General features: G+C 72.3%; 23 protein-coding genes. 12 read left to right on the forward strand and 11 right to left on the reverse strand.

Going from position 1 to position 18,792, the window contains the following annotated elements; genetic code table 11:
- The 3 genes from ABT084_RS31775 to ABT084_RS31785 all read left to right on the forward strand — a co-directional run.
- Positions 1–1,167: ATP-binding cassette domain-containing protein (locus ABT084_RS31775; RefSeq protein ID WP_351051346.1), on the forward strand; the 1,167-nt coding region annotated here is incomplete at its 5' end.
- A 130-nt stretch (positions 1,168–1,297) separates the two neighbouring features.
- On the forward strand, positions 1,298–2,698 hold the full coding sequence (locus ABT084_RS31780) for an NDP-hexose 2,3-dehydratase family protein (RefSeq protein ID WP_351051349.1): 1,401 nt from the start codon (positions 1,298–1,300) through the stop codon (positions 2,696–2,698).
- On the forward strand, positions 2,695–3,654 hold the full coding sequence (locus tag ABT084_RS31785) for a Gfo/Idh/MocA family protein (protein WP_351051352.1): 960 nt from the start codon (positions 2,695–2,697) through the stop codon (positions 3,652–3,654). Before ABT084_RS31780 ends, ABT084_RS31785 begins: the two co-directional genes overlap by 4 nt.
- Before the next feature lie 9 nt (positions 3,655–3,663).
- On the opposite strand, the gene ABT084_RS31790 is transcribed toward ABT084_RS31785, so the two are convergent.
- Genes ABT084_RS31790 through ABT084_RS31800 form a run of 3 tightly spaced genes read right to left on the reverse strand, consistent with a single transcriptional unit; the run spans position 3,664 to position 4,582 of the window.
- Complete coding sequence (locus ABT084_RS31790; RefSeq protein ID WP_351051355.1) at positions 3,664–3,945, reverse strand: hypothetical protein; 282 nt, start codon at positions 3,943–3,945, stop codon at positions 3,664–3,666.
- Positions 3,942–4,313, reverse strand: a complete 372-nt coding sequence (locus ABT084_RS31795) for a DUF6247 family protein (protein ID WP_351051358.1) — start codon at positions 4,311–4,313, stop codon at positions 3,942–3,944. Before ABT084_RS31795 ends, ABT084_RS31790 begins: the two co-directional genes overlap by 4 nt.
- Complete coding sequence (locus ABT084_RS31800) at positions 4,310–4,582, reverse strand: hypothetical protein (RefSeq protein WP_351051361.1); 273 nt, start codon at positions 4,580–4,582, stop codon at positions 4,310–4,312. The genes ABT084_RS31795 and ABT084_RS31800 overlap by 4 nt, the downstream gene beginning before the upstream one ends.
- A gap of 112 nt (positions 4,583–4,694) precedes the next feature.
- Here ABT084_RS31800 and ABT084_RS31805 point away from each other — a divergent pair, with 112 nt between their 5' ends.
- Complete coding sequence (locus ABT084_RS31805; RefSeq protein WP_351051364.1) at positions 4,695–5,261, forward strand: RNA polymerase sigma factor; 567 nt, start codon at positions 4,695–4,697, stop codon at positions 5,259–5,261.
- Positions 5,258–6,238, forward strand: a complete 981-nt coding sequence (locus ABT084_RS31810) for a CU044_5270 family protein (RefSeq protein WP_351051367.1) — start codon at positions 5,258–5,260, stop codon at positions 6,236–6,238. Before ABT084_RS31805 ends, ABT084_RS31810 begins: the two co-directional genes overlap by 4 nt.
- A gap of 71 nt (positions 6,239–6,309) precedes the next feature.
- On the opposite strand, the gene ABT084_RS31815 is transcribed toward ABT084_RS31810, so the two are convergent.
- Positions 6,310–6,807, reverse strand: coding sequence for an ATP-binding protein (locus ABT084_RS31815; protein WP_351051370.1), 498 nt, complete (start codon positions 6,805–6,807; stop codon positions 6,310–6,312).
- Positions 6,808–7,047: 240 nt separating this feature from the next.
- On the opposite strand from ABT084_RS31815, the gene ABT084_RS31820 reads away from it, so the two are divergent.
- The 4 genes from ABT084_RS31820 to ABT084_RS31835 all read left to right on the forward strand — a co-directional run bounded on the left by ABT084_RS31820 (position 7,048) and on the right by ABT084_RS31835 (position 9,188).
- Positions 7,048–7,896, forward strand: coding sequence for a helix-turn-helix domain-containing protein (locus ABT084_RS31820; RefSeq protein WP_351051372.1), 849 nt, complete (start codon positions 7,048–7,050; stop codon positions 7,894–7,896).
- 11 nt (positions 7,897–7,907) lie between these two features.
- The gene (locus ABT084_RS31825; RefSeq protein ID WP_351051375.1) at positions 7,908–8,105 is read left to right on the forward strand and encodes a hypothetical protein; all 198 of its coding nucleotides are present in this window, start codon (positions 7,908–7,910) and stop codon (positions 8,103–8,105) included.
- 313 nt (positions 8,106–8,418) lie between these two features.
- Positions 8,419–8,793 carry a hypothetical protein gene (locus ABT084_RS31830; protein ID WP_351051377.1) on the forward strand — a complete coding sequence of 125 codons (375 nt, stop codon included), beginning with the start codon at positions 8,419–8,421 and terminating at the stop codon, positions 8,791–8,793.
- 119 nt (positions 8,794–8,912) lie between these two features.
- Positions 8,913–9,188 (forward strand): hypothetical protein, encoded by a 276-nt coding sequence (locus tag ABT084_RS31835; RefSeq protein WP_351051380.1) that lies wholly within the window; start codon positions 8,913–8,915, stop codon positions 9,186–9,188.
- A gap of 84 nt (positions 9,189–9,272) precedes the next feature.
- Here ABT084_RS31835 and ABT084_RS31840 read toward each other — a convergent pair whose 3' ends face one another.
- Positions 9,273–9,692, reverse strand: coding sequence for an ester cyclase (locus ABT084_RS31840; protein WP_351051383.1), 420 nt, complete (start codon positions 9,690–9,692; stop codon positions 9,273–9,275).
- Between the two features lie 156 nt (positions 9,693–9,848).
- Here ABT084_RS31840 and ABT084_RS31845 point away from each other — a divergent pair, with 156 nt between their 5' ends.
- From ABT084_RS31845 to rfbD, 3 genes are read left to right on the forward strand one after another with little or no spacing between them, the layout of a single operon-like run.
- Positions 9,849–10,916, forward strand: a complete 1,068-nt coding sequence (locus tag ABT084_RS31845; protein ID WP_351051386.1) for a glucose-1-phosphate thymidylyltransferase — start codon at positions 9,849–9,851, stop codon at positions 10,914–10,916.
- Complete coding sequence (gene rfbB / locus ABT084_RS31850; RefSeq protein ID WP_351051389.1) at positions 10,913–11,911, forward strand: dTDP-glucose 4,6-dehydratase; 999 nt, start codon at positions 10,913–10,915, stop codon at positions 11,909–11,911. Before ABT084_RS31845 ends, rfbB begins: the two co-directional genes overlap by 4 nt.
- Positions 11,908–12,789: a dTDP-4-dehydrorhamnose reductase gene (gene rfbD, locus ABT084_RS31855; protein ID WP_351051392.1), complete on the forward strand. Its 882-nt coding sequence runs from the start codon at positions 11,908–11,910 to the stop codon at positions 12,787–12,789. The genes rfbB and rfbD overlap by 4 nt, the downstream gene beginning before the upstream one ends.
- Before the next feature lie 75 nt (positions 12,790–12,864).
- Here the strand turns inward: rfbD and ABT084_RS31860 are convergent, their stop codons facing one another.
- The 6 genes from ABT084_RS31860 to ABT084_RS31885 all read right to left on the reverse strand — a co-directional run bounded on the left by ABT084_RS31860 (position 12,865) and on the right by ABT084_RS31885 (position 18,744).
- Positions 12,865–13,512, reverse strand: a complete 648-nt coding sequence (locus ABT084_RS31860) for an NADPH-dependent F420 reductase (protein WP_351051395.1) — start codon at positions 13,510–13,512, stop codon at positions 12,865–12,867.
- A complete protein-coding gene (locus tag ABT084_RS31865) occupies positions 13,509–14,111 on the reverse strand; it encodes a dTDP-4-dehydrorhamnose 3,5-epimerase family protein (RefSeq protein ID WP_351051396.1) in 603 nt (200 codons plus the stop codon). The genes ABT084_RS31860 and ABT084_RS31865 overlap by 4 nt, the downstream gene beginning before the upstream one ends.
- Positions 14,112–14,270: 159 nt before the next feature.
- Positions 14,271–15,797, reverse strand: a complete 1,527-nt coding sequence (locus tag ABT084_RS31870) for a DHA2 family efflux MFS transporter permease subunit (RefSeq protein ID WP_351051399.1) — start codon at positions 15,795–15,797, stop codon at positions 14,271–14,273.
- 190 nt (positions 15,798–15,987) lie between these two features.
- On the reverse strand, positions 15,988–16,458 hold the full coding sequence (locus ABT084_RS31875) for an ester cyclase (protein ID WP_351051401.1): 471 nt from the start codon (positions 16,456–16,458) through the stop codon (positions 15,988–15,990).
- A 122-nt stretch (positions 16,459–16,580) separates the two neighbouring features.
- Positions 16,581–17,153: a cupin domain-containing protein gene (locus ABT084_RS31880; protein ID WP_351051404.1), complete on the reverse strand. Its 573-nt coding sequence runs from the start codon at positions 17,151–17,153 to the stop codon at positions 16,581–16,583.
- Positions 17,154–17,202: 49 nt separating this feature from the next.
- Positions 17,203–18,744 carry an MFS transporter gene (locus tag ABT084_RS31885; RefSeq protein ID WP_351051407.1) on the reverse strand — a complete coding sequence of 514 codons (1,542 nt, stop codon included), beginning with the start codon at positions 18,742–18,744 and terminating at the stop codon, positions 17,203–17,205.
- Between the last annotated feature and the right edge of the window lie 48 nt (positions 18,745–18,792).

Genomic DNA, 18,792 nt, shown 5'->3' on the forward strand with positions numbered 1-18,792 from the left:
CGCCCGGCTCGGCCCCTACCCGTAACGGCCGGCGTAGCGGGATCGGAAGAGGGAGCCGGCGCGCGCACCGCGGCCGTCCTCGCGGGGGCGGCGGTCCTGGTCCAGCTCGCCACCACCGCGGCGGTGGCCGTCCTCGCGCTGCGCGGCACGGCCCCGGTGACCGCGGCCGTCCTGACGCTGACCGCGCTGGCCGCCCTCGAGCTCGCCACCCCGGTCCGCGCCGCCGCCGACCAGCTGACCCGACTGACCACCTCCCTGCACCGCCTCCGCGCCCTGCGCGCTCTCCCCGCGGCGGGAACGACCCCCCGCACCGGCATCCCCCGGGGGCCGCTCACCCTGGAGTTCACGGACGTCGGCGTCACCCACCCCACGGCCGCCCGCCCCGCCCTGTCCGGCTTCCGGCTCCGGCTCGCCCCGGGCCGGCGCGTCGCGCTCGTCGGCCCCAGCGGGTCCGGGAAGAGCACGGTCGCCGGGCTGGCCCTGGGGCTCCTGGAGCCCGCCACCGGCCGGGTCGCGCTGGGCGGCGTACCGCTCTCGGACCTGCCGGAGGGCGCCCTGCGGCCGCGGCTGGCCGCCGGGCTGACCCAGTACCACCACGTCTTCGCCGGCACCGTCCGCGACCACCTGCTGCTGGCCCGGCCCGACGCGGACGAGGACGCGCTGTGGGCGGCCCTGGCCCGGGCCGGGGCCGCGGACTGGGTGCGCGCGCTGCCCGGCGGCCTGGACGCCGAGGTCGCCGAGGACGCGGCCGCCTTCTCCGGCGGTGAGCGCCGCCGCCTCGGCCTGGCGGCCGCGCTGCTCGCCGATCCGGCCGTACTGGTCCTGGACGAGCCGACCGAGTCGCTGGCCCCCCGGGACGCCGACGCCGTCCTCGCGGCGGTCCTCGCGCCCCGCCCGGACGGCCCGGACGGTTCGGGCGGTTCGGACGGCCCGGACCGCCCGGACCGCGCGGTCCTGCTGATCAGCCACCGCACGATCGGCCTCGAGGCGGTGGACGAGATCCTCGTCCTGGACGAGGGCCGCGTCGTCCAGCGCGGCACGCACGCCGAACTCCTCGCCGCGCCGGGCTACTACCGCGAGCGCCACCGCACGGAACGCGCCGCCGAGGCCGCCGGACCCGGCCCGGAGCGGTCGGCGCACCCCCACGCCCTGGCATCCGCCCTGTGACCGCCCGCCACTTGAGCCCCCGTACGCCCCACCTCAAGGCCCTCTCCAGCCACAGCCGATCGGCCTCCCCCATCGTCGTGGTGCGACCGGCTGCCCCTGGGCGCGCGGGACAAGGCGAAGGAGTCCACCGATGACCATCACCCAGGCAATGCCCCCGGGCGTCGTCACGAGCCTGGGGCGGCGGTTCACCCTGTCGGCCCAGGCGCTCGACAGCTCGGTGACCCCCAACCCGGTCTTCCGCGACTGGTTCGCCGAGCAGCGGCGCACCAACCGCTACGACGTGCGGCGCATCCCCTTCTCCGAGCTCGTCGGCTGGCACTTCGAGGACTCGACCGGCAACCTCGTGCACGACAGCGGCCGCTTCTTCTCCGTCGAGGGCCTGCGGGTGCGCACCGAGTGGGGCGGCCACGGCGCGTCCTGGTCGCAGCCGATCATCAACCAGCCGGAAGTCGGCATCCTCGGCATCGTCGTCAAGGAGTTCAACGGGGTCCTGCACTGCCTCATGCAGGCGAAGATGGAGCCGGGCAACCTCGACACGGTCCAGCTGTCCCCCACCGTGCAGGCGACCCGCAGCAATTACACCGGTGTGCACAAGGGCGCGCCCGTGCACTACATCGACTACTTCAAGCCGCCCCGGGTCGGCTCGCGGGTGCTGTTCGACTCCCTCCAGTCCGAGCAGGGCTCCTGGTTCCTGCGCAAGCGGAACCGGAACATGGTGGTGGAGGCGCTGGGCGACGTACCCGAGCACGAGGACTTCGTCTGGCTGACCCTCGGTCAGATACACCAGCTGCTCTACGAGAACAACGTGATCAACATGGACGCCCGCACCGTCCTGTCCCTCATCCCCACCTTCGCGGACGAGGGCCCCTCGCTGCACACGACGGAGCACGTCCTGTCCCGGCTCACCGAGATCAAGGCGACGCGCGAGCTGGTGCAGAGCAGCCTGCCGCTGGACGGAGTAGAGGGCTGGGAGCGCACCGACCACGAGATCCGGCACGCGAGCGGCCACCACTTCAGCGTCATCGCGGCCTCGGTCGCCGCCGCCAACCGCGAGGTCCAGCGCTGGACGCAGCCGCTGCTCGCGCCCGCCGAGCAGGGCCTCGCCGCGTTCGTGGTCCGCCGGATCGGCGGGGTCCCGCACCTGCTGGCCCAGGCCCGCTCCGAGGCCGGCGTCCTGGACGTGGCCGAGCTGGGCCCGACCGTGCAGTGCCAGCCGGGCCGGGCGCTGACCCTGCCCGTGGAGCGGCAGCCGCGCTACCTGGACATGGTGCTCTCGGCGCCGAAGTCCCGGCTGCTGTACGACACGGTGCAGTCCGAGGAGGGCGGCCGCTTCCACCACGCGGGCAACCGCTACGCGCTGGTGGAGGTGGGGGACGAGTTCCCCGTGGACGTACCGGAGGACTTCCTGTGGGTGACGGCGGGCCAGCTGGCCGGGCTCCTGCGGCACAGCAACTACCTGAACATCGAGGCCCGGACGCTCCTGACCAGCCTGCGGGCGGCCTGGGCGCTGGGCGGAGCGTACGCGCTGTGAGCGGGCCGAAGGCCCTGCGCATCGGCGTCCTGGGCTGCGCCGACATCGCGGACCGACGCATGCTGCCCTCGATGCTGCGCCAGCCGCTCGTGGAGATCACCGCGATCGCCAGCCGCACGATCGAGAAGGCCCGCCACTTCACGGACCGCTTCGGCGGCGCGCCGCTGGCCGGGTACGAGAAGGTCCTGGACCGCCCGGACGTGGACGCGGTGTACATCCCGCTGCCGCCCGAGATGCACGTCGAGTGGACGCTGCGGGCGCTGGCGGCGGGCAAGCACGTGCTGTGCGAGAAGCCGTTCGCGACCTCGCTGCCGGACGCCGAGAAGGCGGTCGCGGCGGCCCGCGAGAGCGGCCTGCTCCTCATGGAGTCGTTCATGTTCCTGCACCACTCGCAGCACGCGCGGGTGCGGGAGCTGGTCGCGGACGGGCTGATCGGCGAGGTCCAGCTCTTCACCTCGGAGTTCGGCATCCCGCTGCGCCCGGGCGGGGTGCGCGCGAGCACCCTCCCGGAGGTGGCGGCGTACCCGGTCCGCGCGGCGCAGCTCTTCCTGGGCCCGGACCTGCGGGTGGCGGGCGCGCAGGTCCGCCCGGACAGCGCGTACGGTCCCCAGCCCGCCGGCAGCGCCCTGCTGACCTCCCCCTCCGGCGCGGCCGCGCACCTCGCGTACGGCGTGGAGCACGCCTACCTCAGCGGCTACGGCCTCTGGGGCAGCGAGGGCCGCCTGCGCCTGGAGCGCGCCTTCAGCACCCCGGACGACTTCGTCCCGCTCCTGCGCGTGGACCGCGCGGACGGCACGCGGGAGATCCCCCTCTCCCCGGACCACCACTTCACGAACATCGCGGGCACCTTCGCCCGCACCGTCCTCGGAGCCGAGGACTTCACCCCGCACGCGCAGGCGATCCTCACCCACGCCCACCTGATGGAAGCGATCGCCACGACGGCGGCGGGCCGCTGACGCGGCGGACTAGAAGTCGCTGTAGGGCGGGATCACGCGGACGATCGCGATCAGCCCCATCCGGGGCAGTGGCAGCGCGTAGAACCAGCCGTCGTCCAGGAGGGGGATGCGGCGCAGACCTCCGGGGACGCCCTTGCGGCCTCCTTCGCCGATGTCGGTGACGTCGACTCCGACATCGGCGAGGGCGACGAGCTCGTCGGCCAGGCGCTCCACTTCGGCCGTGACATGGGCGGCCAGGCCCTTGATGACCTCGTCGGCGTTGGGGTCGTACTCCCAGCGCCAGGCGGTCACCGGGCTCCGCCGTGGGCGACGCCGGCCTCGGCCGCGGCCTTGTCGAGGATCTGGCCGATCTCGGCGGCGATCGCCCGGGCGTCCTCCGGGTCGGTGACGTGAGCCGCGCGGTCTTCGAGCCGACGCAGGCGGGCGGCCGTGTCGGGGTGGCGTTCGATCGCGACGTACAGGGCCCACTGGCGCAGGAAGCGGCGCACGGGGGCGGAGCTGACCTGCTCCCGGGCACGGGCGACCGCGGTGGCGCGCTCGGCGTCGAACGTCGGCACCGCGTCGGGGGCGATACGGGCCAGGGCCGCGCGCAGGTCTTCCGCGGTCGCGGCCGGCTGCGGCACGCTGCCGCCGCGGGGCTGCTCCGCCGCGGTGCTCATGCCGCCGCCACGTCGTCGGTGGTGGCCGCGCGGCGGTGGGCGGCGGCCAGGGTCGAGACGTGCTGGCGGGACCAGCCCACCCGGGCCGCGACCGCGGCCGGGCCGCCCCGGTCGTAGCGGGCGGCGATCCGCCCGGCCGCCTCGGCGAGCGCGGCACGCGCTTCGTCCAGGGCCCGGCCCCGCTCGTCCACCGTGCGGGCGAGACGGTCCAGCTCCAGGGCCTCGTCCGCGTCGAGAGCGACCCGGGTGGCGCGGGGGGTGTCTGTCATGCGTCCCAGCCTGCCCCATCCGCCACCGCAACCGCAACCGCGCTTGACAGTCGCGGCGGCGTGTGACCGAGCACACGTGCAACAGGGTGGGGCGGGCGGACACTACTCAAGCGTGGACCACCAACTGTTCGCGGAACTCTACGAGGCGCACGCCGGGGCGGTGTACGCGCACGCCGTCCGCATGACCGCCGACCGTGCGGGGGCCGAGGACATCGTCTCCCTCACGTTCCTCGAAGCGTGGCGGCTGCGCGACTCCCTCGACGGCGTCGTCAGCCAACGGGCATGGCTCTTCGGCATCGCGACGAACGTCATGCGCAACAGCCGCAGGGCCGCGCGCCGGCACCGCGACGCGATGGCCCGCCTTCCACCACCCGACCGCGTCCCTGACGTGGCGGACGCCGTCGTGTCCCGCATCAGCGACACGGCCAGGACCGCCGCTGCCCTCGCCGCCCTCGGAGGACTGCGCCGGGCGGACCGGGAGGTCCTTCTCCTGTGCGTGTGGTCCGGCCTCAGTCAGCACGAGGTGGCGCAGGCGTGCGGCGTACCGGAGGGCACCGTCCGCTCCCGGCTCTCCAGGGCCCGGTCCCGCTTGCGCGTCCTGACGGCGGACCACCTCGCGGGGCGCCCCGGCTCCGTACGCGTCCCCGCGTCCCGAACGCCACGGGAAGGAAACTCGTGAACACCACCGAAGACGCCCGTCCGCCCGGCCTCTCGGACGCGGAGCTGCCGTTCCACGGTCACCAGCGGGTCCGGGAACACCTGATGCGCGAGACGGCGGCGGACGCCCTCGGCACCGGTCACCGGTCGTGGTCCCGCCGACCCCTGATCCTGCTCCTCGCGGCCGGCGCCGCGACGGGTGCGGTGACCCTGGCCGTGACCCTCGGCGCGAGCGGCTCCGGCGAAGGCCGCCCGGCCCCGGTCCGGCCCGACCCGGCCGCCGTCCGACTGCTGGACAGCGCGGCGATGGCGGCGCAGGCGGGCCCGGCGGCGCCCGTGCGCGACGGGCAGTACCTCTACACGAAGACGACCGGGTTCTCCATGTCCCTGACCGAGATCCGGAGCGGAGAGATGGAGGCGGCCCGGACCGACGAATCGGCGGAGCGCTGGGTATCCGTCGACGGATCCACCGGCACCGTCACGCGCACCGCGGGCGGCACCTCGCGGGACCCGGCACCGGGGAGGCGCACGGCCACCCTCCACAACCCCACCTACCGCTTCCTCGAATCCCTCCCCACGGACCCCGACCGGCTGTTGGAGACGATCTACGCCGACACGCGCCTCAACCACGGCCCGGGCTCCGGCTCCACCACCGGCCCCGATCAGGAGGCATTCGTGGCGATCGGCGACCTCCTGCGGACCGTGGCGGCCCCACCCGGCGTCAGCGCCGCCCTCTACCGCGCCGCGGCCCGTATCCCCGGCGTCGTCCTCGTCCCGGGAGCGACGGACGCGGCCGGGCGCGAGGGCGTCGCGGTCGCCCGCGTCCACAACGGCGAGCGAACAGAATGGATCTTCGACAAGGACACCACGCACCTGCTCGGCGAGCGCACCGTACTGCTCAAGGACAGCGCCTGGGGCACGGCCGGAACCACGGTCTCCTCGACGGCCATGATCGCCCGCGGCGTCACGGACGAGGCCGGACGGACTCCGGGCCAGTAGCGCGCGGCCGGTCGGGAACGCGGAAGACCTGGCGGAAGAGTCCGCGGCAGCCCTGCTGGCCGCCATGTGAATCAGGCGCGGAGGTAGTCCGCCGCCCCGCGTCGGGGCAGGGTCGCCCAGGTCCGGTTCCCGCCGCCGGGTTCTCGGGATTCGCCGAAGCCCCAGGTCCCGCCGCACGAGCGCACCACCGCGGCCATCAGCCGTAGCGCCGACCGCCGCCGGGCCTCGCAATGGGCGGCGAGCCGGGGGTGGGTGTGGGGCGCGTGGCCGTCGTAGGCCGTCAGGCGCAGCGCGTCCTCGCGATGGCGGAGGGACAGGTACACGCTCCGACCGGGATCCAACTGCCAGGCGGCGGCCACCAGTTCGCCGGTGACCTGGACGACGGCGGGCGCCAGCGGATCGAGCCCGTAGGCGTGCAGGACGGACCGTACGGCGGCCCGCGCGATCTGGGCGCCGAGCGGCTCCCCGGGCACGGTGAGGCTGCAGGTGAGCGTGGAGAGCGCGGGCGGTTCGCCCCCGACGCTCGCGGGCGGGGACGGCGGGCAGGTGATGAAGTGCTGGCTGGACATCGCGGGACTCCCTGAGGTCGGAGGTGACTACGGCGAGTTCGGCGCGCACGAATGGCTGACGCGAAAGGGGGGCGTGGCTCGTCGCCGAGGCCGAGGCATGCTGCGGCGATGCACTTCAACTTCCGTTGCGTGAGCGGTGCGTTACCTAACGTAGCGCCACCGGGCCAAATTTGGCCCCGCTTGCGGGATAAATCATCCTCTCGTGGCCAGACCGGCTACCGACACGCAAGACTGCACGCCATGAGCGCGAGGACTGCACCCACGGAGCGTCAGAAGAGGCTGGGGCACGAGCTGCGCAGAATGCGCACCGCAGCGGGCGTCTCGGCCGAGTACGCGGCCGGACTGCTGGGCGTGGACCGAGGGGCCATCTCCGCGATGGAGTCCGGAACGCGCGCCATCTCCGCCGATCGGCTGCGAACGCTGGCCTGCAACTGCGCGGTGACCGACGAGGAGCACATCGCCGGGCTGACGACGATGGCCGCACCCGGTCGCGGTTGGTGGGACCGCTATCGAGGCCAGCTGCCCCAGGGTTTCCTGGACATCGCGGAGCTGGAAGCGCACAGCAACCGCATGCGGGGAGCCTTCTCGGTGCACATGCCCGGTCTCCTCCAGACATCCGACCACGCGCTCGCCGTGTTCCGGATGGTCATCCCCGCCCTCCCGGAGCACGAGGTCGCACTGCGGCTGGCGTTTCGCGCCGAACGCCAGCAGGTCCTGGCCGGCCCCGGCGCCCGGGAGTTCGTCGCCATCGTGCACGAGGCAGCCCTGCGCATGCAGTTCGGCGGGCGTACGGTCCTCCGCGCCCAGCTGGAGCACTTGCTCGAGCGGTCACAGCAGGACAATGTGACCGTACTCGTCCTACCGTTCGAAGCGGGCGGTTTTCCGGGGGCGGGTCAGACCGTGCTCTATGCGGAGGGACCGACCGCACAGCTGGACACCGTGCAGGTCGACAACTCCCACGGACCCGACTTCCTCTACGCCGACGCGCAACTCGGCAAGTACCGAGCCCATTTCGACCTGATGGAGAAACTGGCCCTGCCTCCCGACGACTCGCGGGAGTTCATCCAGACCATCGCAAGCCAGCTGTGAGAGGGGACCGCATGCCTGCCGTGACCTGGGAAGAGCCGTTCTGCGGTGAGGGAAACTCCTGCTACCGGATCGGCGTGGACGGGGACGGCAACAGCTACATCGCCGTCGCGGGCGCGGAGGCCTCGTACCTCACCGACACGACCGACGCCCTCCGCCAGCTCATCCGGGACATCAAGGCGGGGAAGGCCGACCACCTGCTGGCCGACTGAGCCGACGGCGGGCCGTTCAGATACCACAGTCGATGTGCCCGGTCGACTGCTCCGGTTCCGGAGGGGGGCGTGCTCCGCCAGTCGCACCGGCCGCCGTCCCTCCGACGCGAGATTTCAGCGGCGCACGGATGATGGGGCAGAACGTGCTCTACGCGGAGGGCCCGACCGCACAACTCCCACCGAACGGATCGACGACCTGATCGCGCGCCGCGACAGGCTGCACCGTCTCGACCACGGCGACCGGGCCCTGCTGCCCGACCGGGCCTGCGCCGTCCTGGACCGGCTCGCCGTACTCGGCTTCGGCCCCGACTACGTGGCCGGTCAGCGAGAGGCCCTGGTGCTGGCCCGGGCGCTGGTCCCGGAGATCTTCGACGGCTTCCTCACCCGGCTCGAACATTCGCTCGAAGACCCCGAGTCCATCGAGCTGACCCGGCGCGCCTGGGACGCGAGGGCCTGGGATCCGGACGACCCGCGGATCGGGGAGCTGGCGTCCACGCTGGCTGACAAGCTGCTGACCGACCGCGCGCTGCTGGCGATGCCGAAAGGGTTCCAGGACCAGCCCGACGCCGCCTCCCGGTACGGAGTGGTCAACCACCACCGGGAGGACGGGTCCCCGTCCATCGCCCGGTTGAACACCCTGGTCGAGGCGCACCTGCGCGCGGCCGGCATCGCCGTTCCGCGTCAGTGACCGGCCGAGTCCTGTCAAGTCCCGAACATCAGGGGCGTGACCCGGTGCGCTCGGCCGGGCCCAATGGAGGCATGGGATCCCGAGGACCGAAACCACTTCCCGCCCGGAGGTCAATTGCCATGACTCACATATACCGAATATCCCGAATATCCCGAATACAGCGCATCGCCGTTCTCACGGGCGGGGCCGCGCTCGCCGCAGCCGGCGCCCTGGTGCCCTCCACCGCCTTCGCCGCTCCGGCGGCAACAGCGGCGGCGGCGGTGACAACCGCGCCCAGCCACAACGATCACCACTACTGCTACGACTGGAACTGGAACTGGGATTGGGGCTGGTACTACTGCTACGGCTACGACCACGACCACGACCATCATCACCACCACCATCACGACCGCTGAGGCGGCCGGCACCACGCGTCGCGGTCCGGGCCGGGTGGCACGTCCACCCGGCCCGGACCGCCGCGACGCGCGGGAGGGGCGCCGCTACTCCGCCTGGAGGGCGTAGAAGTCCGCGCCCAGCTGGTGGAACATGCCCGGCACGTCCAGCTGGTCCCAGTGCTCCGCCAGCAGGCCGTTCTCGACGCGCCAGATGTCGATCGACTGGAAGTTCAGCGTGCGGCCCGTGGCCGGTATGCCGAAGAAGGGGCCCTGGTGGGTGCCCGAGTACTCGAAGCGGCCCGCCACGCGGTCGCCGTCGACGATCAGGTCATGGGCGACGACCTTGACGTCCGGGAAGGCGTCGAAGATCGACTGGAAGAAGGCCGTGTTGGCCTCGATGCCGTCCGCGACGATCGGGTTGTGGTCGATGTGGTCGGCGGCGGTGTGCTCCGCCATGGTGCTCACGTCGTGGCTGTTGATCATGTCCACGAAGCGCTGGACGAGGTCCCGGTGGTTCTCCGACATGGGTGTGTCTGCCTCTCTGTACGGCTCGCGTCGCCGATCGCTGCACACCGACCATCCGCATGCGTGGTGGAGGCCCGCTGGAGCGAGGGCGGTCCGCGACCCGGCTCGAGGTGAACCCCCACCCCGGCTCGAGTGGCCGCTTCTAGCCTCTGGGCCATGAAGGCTCTCGTACTCTCCGGCGGGGCCGGAACCCGCCTGCGCCCCCTCACCCACACATCCGCCAAGCAGCTCGTGCCCGTGGCGAACAAGCCGGTGCTCTTCTACGGCCTGGAAGCGATCGCGGACGCAGGCATCACCGAGGTCGGGATCGTCGTCGGGGACACCGCCGACGAGATCCGCGAAGCCGTCGGCGACGGCTCCAAGTTCGGCATCGAGGTCACCTACATCCCGCAGACCGCGCCGCTGGGCCTGGCCCACGCCGTCGTGATCGCCCGGGAGTTCCTCGCCGACGAGGACTTCGTCATGTACCTCGGCGACAACTTCATCGTCGGCGGGATCTCCGACCTCGTCGACTCCTTCCGCGCCGAGCGCCCCACCGCGCAGATCCTGCTCACCCAGGTCTCCGACCCGAAGTCCTTCGGCGTGGCCGAGCTGGGCCCCGACGGCCGGGTGGTGGGCCTGGAGGAGAAGCCGGAGGTGCCCAAGAGCGACCTCGCGCTCGTCGGCGTGTACCTCTTCACCCCCGCCGTGCACGAGGCCGTCCGCGCCATCAAGCCCTCCTGGCGCGGCGAGCTGGAGATCACCCACGCCCTGCAGTGGCTGATCGACGCGGACCTCGACGTCCGGTCCACGACGATCTCCGGGTACTGGAAGGACACCGGGAACGTCAACGACATGCTGGAGGTCAACCGGTCCGTACTGGAGCGCGCCGAGCCGCGCATCGAGGGCCTGGTCGACGCCGAGAGTGAGATCATCGGCCGGGTGCAGATCGACGAGGGCGCCCAGGTCACGGGCTCGCGCATCGTCGGCCCCGCCGTGATCGGCGCGGGCAGCGTGATCACCGGTTCGTACATCGGGCCCTTCACGTCGATCTCCCGGGACTGCACGATCACCGACAGCGAGATCGAGTTCTCCATCATCCTGGACGGCTCCTCGGTGCGCGGCGCCAGCCGCGTGGAGGCCTCGATCATCGGACGCAACGTGGAGGTGACCCCCGCCCCCCGGGTGCCCGCGGCCCACCGTCTCATCCTCGGCGACCACAGCAAGGTGCAGATCTCATCATGACCAATGACGTCACGCGCATCCTCGTCACCGGCGGGGCGGGGTTCATCGGTTCGCACTACGTCCGTACGCTCCTCGGCCCCCAGGGGCCGGGGGACGTGGCGGTCACCGTGCTCGACAAGCTCACCTACGCGGGCAATCCCGCGAACCTCGACCCGGTGCGCGCGCATCCCGGCTTCGGGTTCGTCCAGGGGGACATCTGCGATGTCGCGCTCGTCGCCGAGCTGGTGGCCGCGCACGACCAGGTCGTGCACTTCGCCGCCGAGTCGCACGTGGACCGCTCCATCCTGGGCGCGGCCGAGTTCATCACGACCAACGTGCTCGGTACGCAGACCCTGCTGGACGCGGCGCTGCGCCGCCCCGGTGGGCCCGTGCCCTTCCTGCACGTGTCCACCGACGAGGTGTACGGGTCGGTCGCCGAGGGGTCCTGGCCGGAGACCGACCCGCTGAAGCCGAACTCTCCGTACGCCGCCTCCAAGGCCTCCTCCGACCTGGTGGCGCTGTCGTACCACCGCACGCACGGCCTGGACGTGCGGGTGACGCGCTGCTCGAACAACTACGGGCACCACCACTTCCCGGAGAAGGTCATCCCGCTGTTCGTGACGAACCTCCTCGACGGGCTGCGCGTACCGCTCTACGGCGAGGGCCTCAACGTCCGCGACTGGCTGCACATCGACGACCACGTGCAGGGCCTGGAGCTGGTGCGTACGGGCGGCCGCGCGGGCGAGGTGTACAACATCGGCGGCGGCACCGAGCTGAGCAACAAGGAGCTGACCACGCTGCTCCTGGACCTGGCCGGCGCGGGCTGGGACCGGGTCGAGCACGTCGCCGACCGGCTCGGGCACGACCTGCGCTACTCCGTGGACTGCACGAAGATCTCCACGGAGCTGGGCTACCGGCCCCGCAAGGACTTCGAGCAGGGCCTGGCGGAGACCTTCGAGTGGTACCGGAACAACCGCGCCTGGTGGGAGCCGCTGAAGCGGAAGGCCGCCCTGTGAGCCACTGGCTGGTCACGGGCGCGGACGGGCTGCTGGCCCGGGACCTGCGGGTGGCGCTGGAGGCGGCCGGGCAGCCGGCCGTGTACCTGGGCCGCGCGGAGCTCGACGTGCGCGACCGGCGGGCGGTGCGCTCCGCGATCGCCACGCACCGCCCGGTCGTGGTGGTCAACGCGGCGGCGTACACGGACGTCGACGCGGCCGAGACGCACGAGGCGCAGGCCCAGCACGTGAACGGCGCGGCTCCGCTCCATCTGGCCAGCGCCTGCGGGGAGTTCGGCGCGCTGCTGCTGCACCTGTCCACGGACTACGTGTTCTCGGGCGAGGCGCGCGCGCCGTACCCGGAGGACGCGCCCCCCGCGCCGCGCACCGCGTACGGGCGCACGAAGCTGGAGGGCGAGCGGGCGGTGCTGCGGCTGCTGCCGTGGACCGGGTACGTCGTGCGGACGGCCTGGCTGTACGGGGAGGGCGGCGACAACTTCGTCGCCGCGATGATCAGGCTGGAGCGGGAGCGGGAGTTCGTCGACGTCGTCGAGGACCAGCGGGGTCAGCCCACCTGGACCGTGGACGTCGCCGACCGGCTCGTGGCGCTCGGCCGGGCCGCCCGGCTCGGCGCGGCCCCCGGCATCTACCACGCCACCAGCGGCGGCGACTGCACGCGGCTGGAGCTGGCGCGCGAGGTGTTCCGGCTGCTGGGCGCGGATCCGCGGCGGGTCCGGCCCCTCGTCGGCGCCGCCCCGGGGGCCCGGCGCCCGGCGTACAGCGTGCTGGAGCGCGGCCGCTGGGAGGCCGCGGGCATCGGGGTGATCCGGGACTGGCGCGAGGCGCTGGCGGCGGCGATGCCCGCGCTGACCGGTGCGCGGGTGCTGGCGGCGACCTGAGGGGTACGACGTGAGCGGCGGCCGGGAGACCCACCCCGGCCGCCGCTTCCTTCGTGCGTACGGGCGTACGAGCGCTCAGTGCGCGATGGAGAGCCCGAACGGGACGAAGCCGTGCCGGGTGATGAAGGGGCCCAGCATCAGGACGGTCCATTCCAGCGCCCGCGCGGTGTAGAGGCCGCCGAGGTCGAGGATCCACTCCCGCGGCCAGCCCAGGTCCCCGAGCAGCGCCGCCAGTTCCGCCTTGGCCCCCGCGTCGTCGCCGGAGAGGAAGGCGGTGGCGGGGGCGGGCAGGATCCGCGGGGCGGTCATCACGGAGTGGTCCATCGTATTGAGGGCCTTGACCACCCGGGTCCGCGGCAGCACCCGCTGGATCTCCTCGGCGAGGCTGCTGTGCGGGTAGAGGGGCGCGACGGGGAAGCCCTCGGGGCTGCGCTCGGCGGCGTTGGACACGTCGACCAGGACGCGCCCGCGCAGGGCGGGTTCGAGGTCACGCAGCAGGGCGACGGAGACCTCGCCGGGGGTGGTGTTGAAGACGATCCCGGCGCCGCGGACCGCCTCGGCGTGGCCGGTGAAGCGCACGCCCGCCGCCGGCGCCGGATCGTCGGCGGGGCGGGGCCGCCCCGGCCGGGACGAGCCGGTCAGGACCCGGTGGCCGGCGGCCGCCAGCCCGGTGGCGAGGCTGGTGCCGACGGCCCCGGAGCCCAGGACGGCGATCTCCGTCACGGCCGGTGGCCGGGCCCGTACGAGGCGCGGGCCTGCTCGTACGTGGGCAGCAGCCCCAGGGCCACGGCCTCGGCCAGGGTCGGCGCCGCGGCGTCCTTCTCGGAGCGGACGAGCGTCCCGGAGGTGTTCCACGGGATGCCGATGGCGGGGTCCAGAGCCTGGATGTCGACCATGGTGCCCGGTACGTACTCCTCCGAGCAGAGGTAGTTCATGCAGGTGTCGTCGGTGAGCGCGAGGAAGGCGTGCCCGAGGCCGTCGGCGAGGTAGACGCCGATCCCGGAGTCGGCCTCCTGGACGGTGGTGTCGAACATGCCGAAGGTCGGCGAGCCGACGCGCAGGTCGACGACCACGTCGAGGGCGGCACCGCGCACACAGGTCACCAGCTTGGCCTGGCCCGGGGGCAGGGTGGTGCCGTGGATGCCCCGCAGGGTGTTCCGCGAGGAGACCGAGAAGTTGACCTGCTTGACGGCGAAGGGCTGGCCGCTCAGTTCGGTGAGTTCGCCGATCCGCCAGGCCTCGAAGAAGCGGCCGCGGTTGTCGGTCAGCTGCGACGGCGTGATCCGGAAGGCGTCCCGGACCTTCATCTCCTCAATTGCCATGCTTCCTCGGTTCGTTGTCGAAGTCGTGAACAGCGGGCCGTCCGATTGTCGGGGCGGCGGCTGCGGCCCCGCTCGAGCCCCGCTGGAGCGGGTGCGCACGCCGATGGCCCCCGCGCACGGGACGCGGGGGCCATCGGACCGTACGAGGAGGCGGGCCGGTCAGCGCACCGAGGCCGGAGCCGGCTTGTCGGCCGGCGCCTTGCCGCCGGAGGCCGGAGCCCCGGGCGCGGCCTTCGGCGGAGCCACCGGCGCGGAGCGCTCCGCCACCGGGGCGAGCTCGGGCGCTGCGCCCTTGCCCTTGCCGGGGGCGATCAGCATGGACAGGGTGGCGAGGGCCACGCCGATGGCACCGACCCACATGGCCGGGACGAGCCCGTCCACGAAGTTCTGCGGGGAGGCGTAGCCACCGTTGGCGCTGAAGATCGAGGCCAGCAGGGCCACACCGAGCGCGGCGCCGACCTCACGGGTGGCGGCCGTGACACCGGAGGCGATGCCCTGCTCCTCCTCCTTGACCGAGCCCATGGTCAGGTTCATCAGCGGGGCGTAGAAGAGGGCCATGCCCGCGCCGCAGATCATCAGGGAGGGCAGCTGGGCGACGTAGGAGACGTCCGGTTCGAGGATGAAGGCCCAATAGACCATGCCGCCGGTCATCATCGCGAGGCCGAGGGTGACGACGGGCTTGCCGCCGATCTTGTCGGAGACCATGCCGCCGATGGGGGCGACGACCATCGGCATCGCGGTCCAGGCGAGCAGCCGGACGCCGGCCTCCATCGCGCTGTAGCCCTGGATGCTCTGGAGGAACTGGGTCATCAGGAAGATCGCGCCGAACATGCCGACCGACATCAGGGTGCCGGCCAGGTTGATCGCGGTGAACGCCCGGATCTTGAAGAGGCGCATCGGGACCATCGGGTGCTCGGTCTTGTTCTCCCACACCACGAAGACGCCCATGACGGCGACGCCGCCGATGAGGGAGGCGAGGACGACCGGGGAGGTCCAGCCGTCGCCGTGGCCCTTGATCAGGCCGAGGACGATGCCGAAGAGGCCGATGCTGGCCAGGATCGTGCCGACGGCGTCGAGCCGGGAGTGGGCGACCTTGCTCTCCTTGAGCTTGCGCCAGGAGATCGGGGCCAGGGCCAGGCCGATGGGCACGTTCAGCCAGAAGATCCACTGCCAGGACAGGTGCTCGACGATCGCACCGCCGACGAGCGGGCCGGCCGCGATGGACAGACCGTTGACCGCGCCCCAGATGCCGAGCGCCGTACCGCGCTTCTCGGCGGGGACGGCGGCCGTCAGCAGGGTCACCGAGAGCGGCATGATGATGGCCGCGCCGGCGCCCTGGACGGCGCGGAAGGCGATGAGTTCATTGATGCCGGGCGCGAGCGCCGCGGCGGCCGAGGCGCCCGTGAAGAGCAGCAGGCCGAGGACGAACAGCCGGCGACGCCCGAAGCGGTCACCCAGTGCGGCACCGAACATCATCAGGACCGCGAAGGACAGCGTGTAGGCGTTGACCGTCCATTCGAGATCGGTGAGGCTGCCGCCGAGTTTCTCCCTGATGGTGGGCAGCGCCGTGATGATCACGAGGTTGTCCAGCCCTGCCATGAAGGAGGCGAGGCTCGTGGTGAGGATGGCCCAGAAGACCACCCCCTTTGCTCCACCGGCCGAGGCTGGGGGGTTGACGGTGCTCATCCGAGCATCCTTTCTGGAGGCAATGTCAGTAGGAGATGCTCATAACTCATCCGTGACACAGGCCGTTTCGGCGCTCACGACGCTACGGAACCGGACTCAAGCCCTCCTCGATTCGTGGTGGACCCACGGACAGCGCGAAGCCACCCTCCCCGAAGGGGGGGTGGCCGGGGTCGGGCGCGTGGGGCGGAGGTCAGGCGAGCTGGCGCTGGAAGGTGGCCATGTCGAAGTACAGCGTCTCGTCGACCAGGACGTCCCCGTCGAAGTGGAAGAACACCGCGACGGGGGCGTCGATGGACTTGCCGAGGTTGGGTATGCCCCGGTAGTCCGCTTCCTGCTTGCCGCGGGCCTGGGCCTCCAGGATCACGGCGGTGGGGGTGTGGTGCACGTGGTGCAGGTCGTGCTCCAGGTTCGGGAAGGCCGCCTTGAGGTCGGCGAAGTAGCCCTTCTTGATGGCTTCCTCACCGATGAGCGGGCCCTCTTCGAAGGCCTGGATGCGGTAGATGCCGCCGCGCGGGAAGGTGGCCAGGACGCCGTCGATGTCCCAGGCGATCTCGGCGACCGTGTGCGCGAGGACGACCGCCTCGCGCCGCTTGCGCAGGTCGGCGTCGGGCTGCGGGAGATCCGCGCCGGGCAGGGTGAATTCGTGCTGTTCGGTGGCCATGACCGTTCCTCCGCGCTCGACCGGCTTGATGTCGCAGACGCTAGGCCCGCGACCTCGCGTACCGCTCGAACGTCAGGCCGGACGGGCCGGTCGGTCGGGGCGCGGCCTCTCGGACCGGCCGGTCAGGCGTTCGCGCGCACCGGCTCGGAGCGGTGCGGCTGCGGGGGCTTGTAGGAGGGGCGGTATCCGCAGGCCAGGCCGATCGGGGCGAGCAGGGTGCACAGCGCCATGTCCAGGGCGAAGGGGCGCCCGGTGATCACGCGGTATTCGTCCCGGAAGCCGAGGGCGAGCAGCGGCATCTGCAGCGCGGGGCCGGAGGCGCTGAGCCGGCCCTCGTTGGCCAGGCCCCACAGGGTCTCGAAGACCTTCTCGGTCTGGTAGGCGGGGGTGGTGCGCCAGACCATCCGGGTCGTCTCGGGGCCCGGGTTCCACATCGAGTGCGGGACGCCCGGCGGGATGTAGAACTCGGCGCCCTCGGTGTACTCGTGCTCGACCCCGTCCAGCTGGAGGGTGATCCGGCCGCCGTGGACCTGCATGACCTCGGTCTGCTTGGGGTGGTAGTGGACGGGCGGCTTGAGGACGGTCGGGGCGTATTCGACCTCGACCTCCACGAACGCGCCCTTCGTCTGCGACGCGGTGGTGAGGAAGGTGAGCTTGTCTTTGCCGAGCTGCAGGGTGTCTCCGGGGCGTGCCATCGGATGCCTCTCCTTGGTGTCCGGGGGGTGGTCAGGGCAAGGGGGGTGGTCAGACGGTGGTCGTGCTCGGCGCGGTGGTGGTGGCGGTGGCACCGGCGGTGGCCGCCGCGCCCTCGGTGCGGCGCCGGCCGGGGAGTCCGAAGAAGGCGTTGAGCAGGTTGAGTACGCCGATGCCCACCGCGATCCAGAAGCCCAGGTGCAGCCCGTCCACCCAGGCGATCGCCGGGAGGCGGCCGTCGGCGAGTTCCCCGGTGGTGCGGGTCATGGCGCTGGTGGCCACGGTCGCCACCCCGAGCGAGGCGCCGACCTGGAAGGCGGCGACCAGCACCCCGGAGGCGATGCCCTGCTGCTCCTGCGGGATGTCGGACACCCCGTGGACGTTGACGGGGATGCCGCAGCACTGCATGGAGGCGCCCAGGATCAGCAGGGCGGGCAGCACGTCGAGGAGGTAGTTCCCGTCGTGCGGGGCCCGGGTCAGCAGGATCAGTCCGAGGACGGACCCGATCGCGCCGAAGAGGTAGACGGGCCGGGGTCCGGACTTGTGCATGATCCGGGTGGCCGGGGCGGTGATCAGGATGGCGATGACGCCGAGCGGCAGGAAGGCGAAGCCGGACTTCAGGGTGGAGTAGCCGAGGCTGCGCTGGAGGTAGTAGCTGCTCAGGAAGAGCACGGAGGCCTGGACCCCGCTGGTCAGGATCCGGCCGAGGCCCGCGGTGACCAGGGAGCGGGTGGCGAAGAGCTGGAGCGGCATCAGCGGGTCGGCGACCTTGCGCTCGACCACGACGAAGGCGACCAGCAGGAGCACCGCGGCGACGGCCGGACCCAGCACGTACGGGACCGAACTCCAGCCCTTTTCCTGGATGTTGACGATGGCGTACACGAGGGAGGCGAGGCCGCCGGTCACGGCGACGGCGCCCAGCACGTCGGGGCGGGACTGGCTCTTGGCCTCGGTGCGCCCGGAGGCCAGGATCAGCACGCCGATCACGGCGACGACCCCGAACGGGATGTTGACGTAGAAGATCCAGCGCCAGTTGAGGCTGTCGGTGATCAGACCGCCCGCGATGACGCCGAGGGTGCCGCCGAGTCCGGCCAGCGCGGCCCAGATGGCGAGGGCGGTGGTGCGCTCCTTGCCCTTGGGGAAGCTGGTCGTGACCAGGGACATCGCGGCCGGGGACAGGAACGCCGCGCCGCACCCCTGGAGGGCGCGCGCGGCGATGAGCAGGCCGGTGCCGTCGGCCAGGCCGCAGAGTAAGGAGGCCGCGGTGAACAGGACCGCGCCGAGCAGGAACGTACGGCGGCGCCCCCAGCGGTCGGCGGTGCGCCCGCCGAGCAGCATCAGGCCGCCGAAGCACAGGATGTAGGAGGTCAGCACCCATTCGATGCCGGTCGCGGTCGCCTTCAGGTCGGACTGGATGGCGGGCAGCGCGAGGTTCACCACGGTGGTGTCGAGGAGCACCATGAACTGGGCGAGGCCGACGAAGACGAGCAGGCGCCATCGTCGCGGGTCGGGCGGGGTGTCGTCCCCCGCTCCCTCGGAGGACGCGGCCTGTGCCTGGTCCTGGATACGGGGTGCGTTCTTCTCGGTGTTCATGGCTCCCTCTCGGGTGGGCCCGCCGCTCCCGGCCCCGCGGCCGGGAGC

This window comes from Streptomyces sp. NPDC002138 (assembly GCF_040296485.1).
Lineage (GTDB): Bacteria > Actinomycetota > Actinomycetes > Streptomycetales > Streptomycetaceae > Streptomyces.